This is a genomic window from Rhizobacter sp. P2_H2 (assembly GCF_056403375.1).
In genome coordinates, this window is sequence record NZ_JBFUFP010000092.1 from 1 (window position 1) to 10,591 (window position 10,591).

At 69.3% G+C, this 10,591-nt stretch carries 13 protein-coding genes; 5 read left to right on the plus strand and 8 right to left on the minus strand.

Going from position 1 to position 10,591, the window contains the following annotated elements; translation table 11 throughout:
* Together AC1D15_RS08320 and AC1D15_RS08325 are read left to right on the plus strand one after the other, a co-directional pair.
* On the plus strand, window positions 1–351 hold a 351-nt coding region (locus AC1D15_RS08320; RefSeq protein ID WP_477825611.1), incomplete at its 5' end, for a hypothetical protein.
* Window positions 352–366: 15 nt separating this feature from the next.
* Window positions 367–705, plus strand: a complete 339-nt coding sequence (locus tag AC1D15_RS08325; protein ID WP_477825612.1) for a hypothetical protein — start codon at window positions 367–369, stop codon at window positions 703–705.
* A 22-nt stretch (window positions 706–727) separates the two neighbouring features.
* Here the strand turns inward: AC1D15_RS08325 and AC1D15_RS08330 are convergent, their stop codons facing one another.
* The 7 genes from AC1D15_RS08330 to dusB form a co-directional block, all read right to left on the minus strand.
* The gene (locus tag AC1D15_RS08330) at window positions 728–1,954 is read right to left on the minus strand and encodes an alpha/beta fold hydrolase (protein WP_477825613.1); all 1,227 of its coding nucleotides are present in this window, start codon (window positions 1,952–1,954) and stop codon (window positions 728–730) included.
* A gap of 11 nt (window positions 1,955–1,965) precedes the next feature.
* A complete protein-coding gene (gene ruvC, locus AC1D15_RS08335; RefSeq protein ID WP_477825614.1) occupies window positions 1,966–2,514 on the minus strand; it encodes a crossover junction endodeoxyribonuclease RuvC in 549 nt (182 codons plus the stop codon).
* A gap of 104 nt (window positions 2,515–2,618) precedes the next feature.
* The gene (locus tag AC1D15_RS08340; RefSeq protein WP_047500776.1) at window positions 2,619–3,587 is read right to left on the minus strand and encodes a phosphatidate cytidylyltransferase; all 969 of its coding nucleotides are present in this window, start codon (window positions 3,585–3,587) and stop codon (window positions 2,619–2,621) included.
* Complete coding sequence (locus AC1D15_RS08345) at window positions 3,587–4,207, minus strand: lysophospholipid acyltransferase family protein (protein ID WP_477825615.1); 621 nt, start codon at window positions 4,205–4,207, stop codon at window positions 3,587–3,589. Before AC1D15_RS08345 ends, AC1D15_RS08340 begins: the two co-directional genes overlap by 1 nt.
* Before the next feature lie 9 nt (window positions 4,208–4,216).
* Window positions 4,217–5,800, minus strand: a complete 1,584-nt coding sequence (gene purH / locus AC1D15_RS08350; protein ID WP_465111164.1) for a bifunctional phosphoribosylaminoimidazolecarboxamide formyltransferase/IMP cyclohydrolase — start codon at window positions 5,798–5,800, stop codon at window positions 4,217–4,219.
* A gap of 14 nt (window positions 5,801–5,814) precedes the next feature.
* Window positions 5,815–6,051, minus strand: coding sequence for a Fis family transcriptional regulator (locus AC1D15_RS08355; protein WP_047500781.1), 237 nt, complete (start codon window positions 6,049–6,051; stop codon window positions 5,815–5,817).
* Window positions 6,048–7,106, minus strand: coding sequence for a tRNA dihydrouridine synthase DusB (gene dusB / locus AC1D15_RS08360; RefSeq protein WP_047500783.1), 1,059 nt, complete (start codon window positions 7,104–7,106; stop codon window positions 6,048–6,050). Before dusB ends, AC1D15_RS08355 begins: the two co-directional genes overlap by 4 nt.
* Before the next feature lie 67 nt (window positions 7,107–7,173).
* Between dusB and AC1D15_RS08365 the strand changes: the two genes are divergently transcribed.
* A complete protein-coding gene (locus tag AC1D15_RS08365; RefSeq protein ID WP_477825616.1) occupies window positions 7,174–7,656 on the plus strand; it encodes a YqaA family protein in 483 nt (160 codons plus the stop codon).
* A 249-nt stretch (window positions 7,657–7,905) separates the two neighbouring features.
* Window positions 7,906–8,550 carry a hypothetical protein gene (locus AC1D15_RS08370; RefSeq protein WP_477825617.1) on the plus strand — a complete coding sequence of 215 codons (645 nt, stop codon included), beginning with the start codon at window positions 7,906–7,908 and terminating at the stop codon, window positions 8,548–8,550.
* Between the two features lie 118 nt (window positions 8,551–8,668).
* On the opposite strand, the gene AC1D15_RS08375 is transcribed toward AC1D15_RS08370, so the two are convergent.
* Window positions 8,669–9,184 (minus strand): phasin family protein, encoded by a 516-nt coding sequence (locus tag AC1D15_RS08375; protein WP_477825618.1) that lies wholly within the window; start codon window positions 9,182–9,184, stop codon window positions 8,669–8,671.
* Between the two features lie 205 nt (window positions 9,185–9,389).
* Here AC1D15_RS08375 and AC1D15_RS08380 point away from each other — a divergent pair.
* A partial coding sequence (locus AC1D15_RS08380) for an SDR family oxidoreductase (RefSeq protein WP_477825619.1) occupies window positions 9,390–10,591 on the plus strand: 1,202 nt, incomplete at its 3' end.

Below are 10,591 nucleotides of genomic sequence, written 5' to 3' on the forward strand. Positions count from 1 at the left end.
GGCCTGTACCGCATCGGCGTCGTCGCGCGCGTGCCCGGCACGCTGGACGCCTGGCCGGCCACCGGCCTGCCCGAGGCGCTGCAACGCGCCGGCTCGGTGGGCCTGCATGCCGGTGCGGTGATCGGCGTCGCGAGCCTGCTGGTGCGCCCGTGGCTGCATGGCGTCGATGCGCTGCCGGCCGCGCAGGTGCTGGCGATGGCCGGCGGCATCGGCCTGATCGGCCTGGTGCTGTTCGAGTTCGGCCGGCTGATGTCCTTCGAGCAGCGCGCGCGCGACGAGCTGTCGCCGCAACGCCTGCGCCCGTCTCCGGCGATCGAGGGCCATTCGAGCCTCGACCGCCGCAAGCACTGAGGCACCGGGGCCGCGATGGCTCGACTGGATGTCGGCGATCGCCTCGCGTCGGGTTTCGTCGGCGTGGTGATCGGCGCCGTGATCGGTGCGGCGGTGGCCTGGTGGCTCGGCGTGTACCACGCGGCGATCGACGTGCCCGACCTGCGGCCRGTGTTCGTGCGCTGGATCGGCGGCACGGCGCTCGGCTTCGGCCTGGTCGGGTTCCTGTTCGGCCCGGTCGTCGGCACGCTGCTCGGCGAGGTCATCACCTGGCTGTTCCGGCTCGAGGGCCGGCGCTACACCGAGTTCCCGATCGGCCTACCGGTGCTGGTGATCCTCGCGCTGGGCGTGTGGTACTACGTCAAGTACCACTGAGCCGCATCAGGCCGGAGACGGCTCACTCGCAGCGCGCCGCGCCGCTCGCCACGCAGTCGAAGAAGCCGAGCACGCGGTGCAGCACCGGGATGCGGACCGCGTCGGCCTCGATCAGCAGCGAGTGCTTGCCTTGCACCACCGTGCGGCCGATGCAGTAGCCGGCGCCGTGCGCTGCGTTGAGGTTGTCGCAGAAGGTTTTCTGGGCCGACGGCTTCACCACCACGTCCTGCTCGCCCTGCAGCAGCAGCACCGGCTGGCGGATGCGTGCAGCCGCCTCGCCGCGCACCCGCTCCGCGGCGGCGCAGGATTGCTGGAACCAGCGGTACGACACGCCGCCCACCTTCGCATGCGGCGAGCCGCAGTCCGGGCCGTCGCAGCGCGCTTGCGCGCGCATGTCCCAGTGGCGCTTGAAGCGCGCCGCGCTGTGGGTCAGCGCGTTCGGCGCATCAGGGGCGCGTTGCCGGATCAACTCGTAGGCGGGGTCGAAGGGCGTGCCCTCGGCATAGCTCTTCGGCATCAGCCAGGCGATGCCCGACAGCTGCATCGTGCCGCCATCGCACAGGTAGTCGGCCAGTTGCGCCGTGACGCCGGCGTTGCTGGCACCCGTGGCCCACGGCGCCATCATCGGCGTGACGAGCGCCAGCGCCGCGATGCGCGCCGACGGCGAGGTCTCGAGGAACAGAGCCGCCGCCGCACCGCCCATCGAATGGGCCAGCAGGAACAGCGGCAGCGGCCGGCCGGCACGCGCCGCGCGCACCGGGCCATCGACGAAGGCGGCCAGGTCGTTCACGTAGTCGTCGAAGTTCTCGACGTGCCCGATCGAATCGTCCTGCGGCAGCAACCGCTGCGAGAAGCCCTGGCCGCGGTGGTCGTGGATGTAGACCGAGTAGCCGCTGCGCACCAGGTCGCGCACCGTCTCCTGGTACAGCGCCAGCCCTTCGGTGCGGCCGGTGGAGATGACGATGCCGCCGCGCGTCTCGGCGCGGTGCTGGTACAGCCGGTAGTGGATCTTCACGCCATCGGCGCCGGCGAAGGCGCCGCGCGTGAGCTGGGCCTCTTTCAGGGCGATGGCCTCGAGGTCGGTCCAGCTCGGCGACGCGGCGAGATCGGCCTCGGTGCCGATCACGTAGGGGGCGGGGCCGGAGGCTTCCAGCGGGGGGAACGACGGGCCCTCCTGCGCGCAGGCTGCGCCCGCCATGGCCACGAAGGCGATCCCCGCGGCCACGCGCCGCGCCAAGCCTTGCCACATCGTCCGCATCCTCAGTACGTCCGCCCTGCCTTGAACTGCGCCCGCGTCGTGCGCGTGCGCTGCGTCGCGCGGTCGATCGCGGCGAACGACTTCGCGGCATGCGCATGGCACACCGCGAGGCCGAGCGCGTCGGCGGCGTCCTTGCCGGGCAGGCCGGGCAGCTTCAGCAGCCGCATGATCATCTCCTGCACCTGTTCCTTGCGCGCCTGGCCGTGCCCGACGATGGCTTTCTTCATCTGCAGCGCGGTGTACTCGGCCACATCGAGGTTGCCCGACACCAGCGCGGTCAGCGCCGCGCCGCGCGCCTGGCCGAGCAGCAGCGTGCTCTGCGGGTTCACGTTGACGAACACGATCTCGACCGACGCACAGTGCGGCTCGTAGCGCGCGGCGACCTCGCGCACGCCGTCGAAGATGATCTTCAGCCGCGCCGGCAGGTGGCCGGCGTCGGCGGCATCGGTCTTGATGGTGCCGCTCGCGACGTAGTGAAGCGCCTGACCGTCGACGTCGACGACGCCGAAGCCTGTCGTTCGCAGGCCCGGATCAATGCCCAGGATGCGCATCGTGTCGTTCCGGACCAAGCAACGCCCCGGGGAACCGGCTTTGCCGGGCCCCTGGGGTGGCGCCCCTTGGGGGCAGGAGCGCAGCGACTGGGGGGCGAATTTCCTCAGGCATCGAAATACCAGCGCACGGAATGGAAGAACACCGGCGCCGCGAACGCGAGCGGTGCCACCCGGTCCAGCAGGCCGACCGCCCCGGTCACCGACGCCCGGTTGCCCCAGCGCCGCACGCCGGCATCGCGCTTCAGCGCCTGCATCACCAGCGAGCCCAGCGTGCCGCAGCCGGAGGCGATGAAGCCGATCAGCAGCGACTGTGCCGGCTTGAACGGCGTGATCCAGTACAGCAGCCCGCCGACCAGCCCGCCACCGAGCGCGCCGATCACGAACGCGCGCCACGAGAACGTGCGGTCGATCTGCCGCGCCACCGGCCGCGCCCGCACCCGCCGGCTCGCCAGCGCCTGCACGCCCTGCGCACAGGCCACCACCAGCACCAGGTACAGCACCAGGAAGGCGCCGCGTTCCTGGTAGCCCTCGAAATCGAGCAGCAGCAGTGCAGGGGCATGGCTCATGCCGTAGATGCACACCATCGTGCCCCACTGGATCTTCGCGGTGCGCTCCAGGAAACGCGTCGCGTCGTTGCCGAGCGCCGCGAGGATCGGCAACGCCGCGAACGCATAGACCGGGATGAACACCGTGAACAGGTCGAAGTGGCGCGTGCCGGCGAGGAAGTACTGCGCCGGCAGCACGACGAAGAAGGCCGCGAGCAGCGCGCGGTGGTCGCCGCGCCGCGTGTGCGTCAGCGTGATGAACTCGCGCAGCGCGAGGAAGCTCATCAGCGCGAACAGCAGCGTCGCGACGAATGCGCCCGAGGCCCACGCCACCCAGAACAGCACCGTACCGATCCACACCGCGCGCAGCTCGCGGCGGAAGCGCTCGGTCAGCTCGGCCATCTCCGGCGACAGCTCGCGCAGCGACCGCGCGAAGGCCAGGCCGGTCACGATGGCCAGCAGCCCGAAGATGATCACGAACAGCAGGCCGACCTGCTGGGTCACCGTCAGTTGACGCAGCGCACCCATCAGGCGGCCACCTTGCTGAGCGCCATCACGGCGGAACGCGCACGGTCGAGGAAGGCACGTTTCTCTTCATCGGGCGCGAGCGTCATCGGCGCGCCGAAGGTCACCGAGCAGAGGATCGGCACCGGAACCACTTCGCCCTTGGGCATCACGCGCTGCACGTTGTCGATCCAGGTGGGTATCAGCTGCACGCCGGGGAACTGCTCGGCCAGGTGGTACAGGCCGGCCTTGAAGGCCTGCGGCTCGCCCTTGTTGCCGCGCGTGCCCTCGGGAAAGATCACCAGCGAGTCGCCGTTGCGCAGCGCCTCGACCAGCGGCTCGAGCGGGTCTTCGTCCTCGGTGCGGATGCGGCTCACGTAGACGGCATTGAACACCTCGCGCGTGATCCAGTGCTTCAGCGGCGACGAGGTCCAGTAGTCGCGCGCGGCGATCGGCCGCGTCTGCGCCCGCAGGTCGTGCGGCAGCGAGGCCCAGATCAGCACCCAGTCGAAGTGGCTCTGGTGGTTCGCGAAGTAGATGCGCTGCTCGGCCTTCGGCGGGCTGCCGTACCAGTGCCCCTGGGCACCGGTGATCAGGCGAGCGATCGACGAAAGCAGCAGTCCGACGAACTCGGGGCGGGTCATGCCCGGATGTTAGTGGCGGAAATGGCGGATGCCGGTCAGCACCATCGCGATGCCGCGTTCATTCGCGGCGGCGATCACCTCGTCGTCGCGCATGCTGCCGCCCGGGTGGATCACGCAGCTCGCGCCGGCGTCGACCACCACGTCCAGCCCGTCGCGGAACGGGAAGAACGCATCGCTCGCCACCGCCGAATCCTTCAGCGACAGCTTCGCGTTCTCGGCCTTGATGCTCGCGATGCGCGACGAATCGACGCGGCTCATCTGCCCGGCGCCGACGCCGAGCGTCATGCCGTTCGCGCAGAACACGATCGCGTTGCTCTTGACGTACTTCGCGACCTTCCACGCGAACAGCAGGTCGAGCATCTGCTGCTGCGTCGGCTGCTTGACGGTGACGACCTTCAGGTCGGCGAGCGCCAGCTCGTGGAGGTCGGCGCTCTGGATCAGCAGGCCCGAGCCGACGCGCTTCACGTCCTGCGCATTGCGGCCCTGCAGCCACGGCGTGGCGCCGCCCGGCGGCAGCGCGATCTGCAGCAGCCGCACGTTCGGCTTGCCCTTGAAGGCCGCCAGCGCCTCGGCGCTGAACGACGGCGCGATCACCACCTCGGAGAACTGCTTGACGACCAGCGCCGCCGCCGCGCCGTCGAGCTCGACGTTGAACGCGATGATGCCGCCGAAGGCCGAGCTCGGGTCGGTGTGCAGCGCCTTGCTGTAGGCCTCGGCTGCGCTCGCACCGATCGCGACGCCGCACGGGTTCGCGTGCTTGACGATCACGCAGGCGGCCGGCGCGTCGCCGGGGCCGAACGACTTGACGCATTCCCAGGCCGCGTCGGCATCGGCGATGTTGTTGTACGACAGCTCCTTGCCCTGCAGCTGCCGGCCGGTGACGAGCGAGCCCGGCGCCGGGTTCAGGTCGCGGTAGTACGCGGCGGCCTGGTGCGGGTTCTCGCCGTAGCGCAGGTCCTGCAACTTCACGAAGCGGCCGTTGCTCTGCGCCGGGAACGCGCTGCGGCTGCCGTCGGCCTGCAGCGACGACAGGTAGTCGCTGATCGCGCCGTCGTAGTCGGCGATGCGGTTGAACGCGGCCACCGACAGCTTGAACTTCGTCTCGCGGCTCACGCTGCCGGCCGCCTTCAGCTCGGCGACGACGCCGGCGTACTGCGACGCGTCGGTCAGCACCGCGACATCCTTCCAGTTCTTCGCGGCCGAACGCACCATCGCCGGCCCGCCGATGTCGATGTTCTCGATCGCGTCTTCCAGCGTGCAACCGGGCTTCGCCACCGTGGCCTCGAACGGGTAGAGGTTCACGACCAGCAGGTCGATGGTCGAGATGCCGTGCTGCTGCAGCGCCGCCATGTGCTCCGGCACATCGCGCCGCGCCAGCAGGCCGCCGTGCACGGTCGGATGCAGCGTCTTCACGCGGCCGTCGAGCATCTCGGGGAAGCCGGTGTGGTCGGCGACCTCGGTCACCGGCAGGCCGGCGTCGGCGAGCAGCTTCGCGGTGCCGCCGGTCGAGAGCAGCTTGCAGCCGAGGGCGTGCAGTTCGCGTGCGAGATCGAGCACGCCGGTCTTGTCGGAAACGGAAAGCAGGGCTTGCATGAGGGGGGCCTCGATTACTTGGTGAGCTTGTGGTCCAGCAGCTTGCGCCGCAGCGTGTTGCGGTTGATGCCCAGCCATTCGGCGGCGCGGCTCTGGTTGCCGTCGGCATGCTTCATCACCACGTCGAGCAGCGGCTTCTCGACGACCTTCAGGATCATGTCGTACATGGCGTTCGGCTCGACGCCGCGCAGGTCCTTGAAATAGGTTTCGAGGCTGTCACGGATGCATTCTTCGATGTGCTTCTTGCTCATGCTTGTTGTTCGATGAGATCGTGATTCGCTGCGCCGCCGGGGTGTGCCGCGGGCAGCCGATGGTGCGTGCCGGCCAGTTGATCGAACCAGTCCGTCACGGCCCGCACCTGCTCCTCGCAGGTGTCGAGCGTGTTCATGTGGGCGCGAAAGCCCTCGCCGCCGGGCAGCGCGCGCACCGCCCAGCCGATGTGCTTGCGCGCGGTGCGCACGCCGGCGTGTTCGCCGTAGAGCCCGTAGTGCTCGTGCAGGTGCTCCAGCAGCCAGGTCTTGGCCTGCAGCACCTCGGGCGCCGGCAGGTGCTCGCCGGTGGCCAGGAAGTGCGCGATCTCGCGGAAGATCCACGGCCGGCCCTGCGCCGCACGGCCGATCATCAGCGCATCGGCGCCGGTCGCGGCCAGCACCTCGCGGGCCTTCTCGGGCGAGTCGATGTCGCCGTTGGCCACCACCGGGATGCGCAGCGCGGCCTTCACCGCGGCGATCGTGTCGTACTCGGCGTGGCCGCCGTAGCCCTGTTCGCGCGTGCGGCCGTGCACCGTCACCATCGCGATGCCGGCCGCTTCGGCGGCGCGCGCGATCGCCACCGCATTGCGCTCGGCCTGGCACCAGCCGGTGCGCATCTTCAGCGTCACCGGCACGCGGCGCGGCGCGCAGGCGGCGACCACCGCCTCGATGATCGCGAGCGCGAGCGGTTCGTCCTGCATCAGCGCCGAGCCGGCCCACTTGGTGCACACCTTCTTGGCCGGGCAGCCCATGTTGATGTCGATCACCTGGGCGCCGCGGTCGATGTTGTAGGCAGCCGCCTCGGCCATTTCCTGCGGCTCGGTGCCGGCGATCTGCACCGCGATCGGTGCCACCTCGCCATCGTGGTTGGCGCGCCGCGAGGTCTTCAGGCTGTTCCACAGCTCGCGCCGCGACGTCACCATCTCGCTCACCGCGTAGCCCGCGCCCAGCCGCTTGCACAGCTGGCGGAACGGCCGGTCGGTGACCCCTGCCATCGGCGCGGCGAACAAGCGGTTCGGCAGCGTGATGTCGCCGATGACGGGGCCGGTGGGCATGGTGGGGGGGAGTGCCAAAAAAGGAGGCAGGAGTATAGCCCTTGGGGGCTGCGCATAATGCCCGCGGATGGATGCATGGATCGACCCGCTGATCGCGCTGCTGGCGCTGCCGAAATTCGGACTCTCTTCCGTCTTCGTGATCGCACTGGTGTCGGCCACGCTGCTGCCGATGGGCTCGGAGCCGATGGTGGTGGCCGTCGTCAGCGCCAACCCCAGCCTGTTCTGGCCGGCCGTGCTGGTGGCGACCGTCGGCAACACGCTGGGCGGTGCGATCACCTGGTGGATGGGCTACGGCGCCGAGAAGGCCTACGAACACGTGAAGCACAAGCCGCACGAGGTGCGCGTGCTGCGCTGGCTGCAGCGCTTCGGCGCGAAGGCCTGCCTGTTGTCGTGGCTGCCGATCGTCGGCGATCCGCTGTGCGCGGTGGCCGGCTGGCTCAAGCTGCCGTTCTGGCCCTGCGTCGGATTCATGGCGATCGGCAAGTTCGCACGCTACCTGGTGATGACGGCGGGGGCGCTGTGGCTGTTCCCGGGCTGGTTTGCGGGATGATGGGGGGTTCGTTTGGCACCGCATCGGTGCGCAATCAAACCGTGATGGATTGCCGGCTCGCGATGACCGGCGGCGCTTCGCGATGACAGCGCACCGGCCCCTCGTGGCACGATCCCCGCAGTGCCCGGCGGGCTGACAAGGCAGAGCATGAAATTTCCGACCCAATCCAAGCCCGAGACCAAGCCGAAGCCCGCGCCGGCTGTGGCGAAGGCTCAGGTCCGCTCTGCGAACGCACCTGCGAAAGCGGCCGTGAAAGCGCCTGCGAAAGAAGCCACCAGACTGGCCACCAAACAGGCCACCAAACAAGTCACCAAAGAGAAGGCTGCCAAGCCCGCGAAGCCCGCGGCCGACCCGAACGCCTTCCTGAAGAACCCGGTGCGCTGGCTGAAGCGCCTGTTCCGCCGCCCGGTGCGGCTGAAGCGCCAGGGCCTGGATTTCAAGCTGGTGCTCGACGACCCGGCGACCCGCTTCGGCGATTCGGTGCTCGCGCCGAAGATGTCGCCGTCCGACACCGCCGACGTGCAGGCGATGCGGCTCGAACTGGCTGCGGTGCTCGACCGCGATCCGCGTTCGCGCCGGGTGCTGGTGCACCTCAACATGCTCGAGCGCGCGCTGAAGACCAAGGGCATGAAGGCCTTCGAGGACCTGCCGGCCGAGCTGCTGCGCAAGGCCATGGCCCAGCTCGACACGCTGGTGATGGACTGGTCGGCACGCGGCCTGACGCTGCTGCGGGCCCGCGCTTCGGGCACGCTGGCCCGCACGCGCATCACGGCCAGCACCCGGCAGATGTCCGACTTCGGCGACACCACGCATGTGCAGGTGCGCGAAGCGAGCGTCACGACCTTCATGGAGGTCGACCAGGAGTGGGAGCGCTCCATGACMGGAAAAAGTTGACCACCCCGGAGGTAGAAAGTTGACCACCCCCGGAGGCGCTGCGCGCCTTCCCCCTCAAGGGGGCGCCGCCAGCGGCCCGGCGGAGCCGGTTCCGCGGCGGCCGATGGGCTGAAGCCGCTCAGGCAGCCTTGCGTGCGGCCCGTTTGACGGGCGTCTTGGCGGGTGCCTTGGCCGCAGCCTTGCGCGGCGCCTTGGTCGCTGCGCTGCCGTTCAGTCCGGCGAGCTTCGCGCTCAGCTCGTCGATGCGCTTCGTCAGCGCGGCGACATCCTTTGCGCTCGGCACGCCCAGCTTGGCCAGTGCCTTCGCGGTGCGTTCCTCGAAGATCGACTCCAGCTTGTCCCAGTGCTGGCCGGCCTTGGCGGTCACGTCGCCGGCCATGCCGCTCATCCGGTTCGTCACCTCGCCGATCTTCTCTTCGGCCACGGCCTGCGTCTTGCGCTGCAGGCTGACGCCTTCCTTGACCAGCGCGTCGAACACCTTGCCGCCTTCTTCCTGGGCCTTCGAGAAGGCGCCCAGCCCGGCCAGCCAGATCTGCTGCGCCGAATCCTTCACCGTGCCGGCGAACGCGCTGTCGAGCAGGCCGGCCGCCGAGGCGCTCTTCTTCTCGGCCATCTTCTGGAGTTTCTTGACCATGGGTTCCTCTTTCCGTTGTTGAGTCGGTGATGTGAAAGTCGCGGGGCCACTATAGGAGGCCCTCCGGCGGGCGCCACCGGCTTTCTCTAGGGCGCAGCCTCTATGGGCGGGCTCGGGTAATCGCGCAGCAGCGCGCAAGCGGCTTTGGTCAAGAATCGAACGAAATCAATCCCGGTCGTCAACCCGACCGCCCCAGGAGGACTGCATGCAGTATTTCGTCACCGGCGCCACCGGCTTCATCGGTAAGCGCCTCGTCAAGACCCTGCTGCAGCGCCGCGGCGCGACCGTCCATTTCCTGCTGCGGCCGGAGAGCGAGGGCAAGGTCGACGAGCTGCTGCAGTACTGGGGCGTCTCGAAGGCGCGCGCGATTCCGGTCTACGGCGACCTCACCGCGAAGAAACTCGGCGTCTCGGCCGACGCGCTGAAGGCCCTGAAGGGCACGATCGACCACGCCTACCACCTCGCCGCGGTCTACGACCTGGCCGCCGACGAGGAAAGCCAGGTGCGCGTGAACGTCGAAGGCACGCGCAACGTCGTCGAGTTCGTCCGCGCGATCGATGCCGGCCACCTGCACCACGTCAGCTCGATCGCCGCCGCCGGCCTGTACGAGGGCGTGTTCCGCGAGGACATGTTCGACGAGGCCGAGGGCCTCGACCACCCGTACTTCATGACCAAGCACGAGAGCGAGAAGATCGTGCGCAAGGAATGCAGGATCCCGTGGACGGTCTACCGCCCGGCGATGGTGGCTGGCGATTCGCAGACCGGCGAGATGGACAAGATCGACGGGCCGTACTACTTCTTCAAGCTGATCCAGCGCATGCGGCAGATCCTGCCGCCGTGGATGCCGAGCGTCGGCCTCGAGGGCGGCCGCGTCAACATCGTGCCGGTCGACTTCGTCGTCGCGGCACTCGACCACATCAGCCACGCGAAAGCCGAGCTCGACCGGAAGTGCTTCCACCTCGTCGACCCGCAGGGCTACCGCGTCGGCGACGTGCTCGACATCTTCAGCAAGGCCGCGCACGCACCGAAGATGAACCTGTTCATCAACGCCGCGCTGCTGGGCTTCATCCCGCGCAGCGTCAAGAAGGGGCTGATGGCGCTCGCGCCGGTGCGCCGCGTGCGCGCCGCGGTCATGAAGGACCTCGGGCTGCCGGAGGACATCTTCACCTTCATCAACTACCCGACGCGCTTCGACTGCCGCGACACGCTGGCGGCACTGAAGGGCTCGGGCATCGCCTGCCCCGACCTGCGCGACTATGCGTGGCGGCTGTGGGATTACTGGGAGCGCCACCTCGACCCCGCCCTGCTGATCGACCGCTCGCTGCGCGGCACGGTGGGCGGCAAGGTGGTGCTGGTGACCGGCGGCTCGTCGGGCATCGGCCTCGCGGCGGCGATCAAGTTCGCCGA

Coding starts and splice junctions, on each gene's coding strand:
- AC1D15_RS08330 (WP_477825613.1), bottom strand. CDS start 1,954: ATGTGGCAAGGCTTGGCGCGGCGCGTGGCCGCGGGGATCGCCTTCGTG.
- ruvC (WP_477825614.1), bottom strand. CDS start 2,514: ATGCGCATCCTGGGCATTGATCCGGGCCTGCGAACGACAGGCTTCGGC.
- AC1D15_RS08340 (WP_047500776.1), bottom strand. CDS start 3,587: ATGGGTGCGCTGCGTCAACTGACGGTGACCCAGCAGGTCGGCCTGCTG.
- AC1D15_RS08345 (WP_477825615.1), bottom strand. CDS start 4,207: ATGACCCGCCCCGAGTTCGTCGGACTGCTGCTTTCGTCGATCGCTCGC.
- purH (WP_465111164.1), bottom strand. CDS start 5,800: ATGCAAGCCCTGCTTTCCGTTTCCGACAAGACCGGCGTGCTCGATCTC.
- AC1D15_RS08355 (WP_047500781.1), bottom strand. CDS start 6,051: ATGAGCAAGAAGCACATCGAAGAATGCATCCGTGACAGCCTCGAAACC.
- dusB (WP_047500783.1), bottom strand. CDS start 7,106: ATGCCCACCGGCCCCGTCATCGGCGACATCACGCTGCCGAACCGCTTG.
- AC1D15_RS08365 (WP_477825616.1), top strand. CDS start 7,174: ATGGATGCATGGATCGACCCGCTGATCGCGCTGCTGGCGCTGCCGAAA.
- AC1D15_RS08375 (WP_477825618.1), bottom strand. CDS start 9,184: ATGGTCAAGAAACTCCAGAAGATGGCCGAGAAGAAGAGCGCCTCGGCG.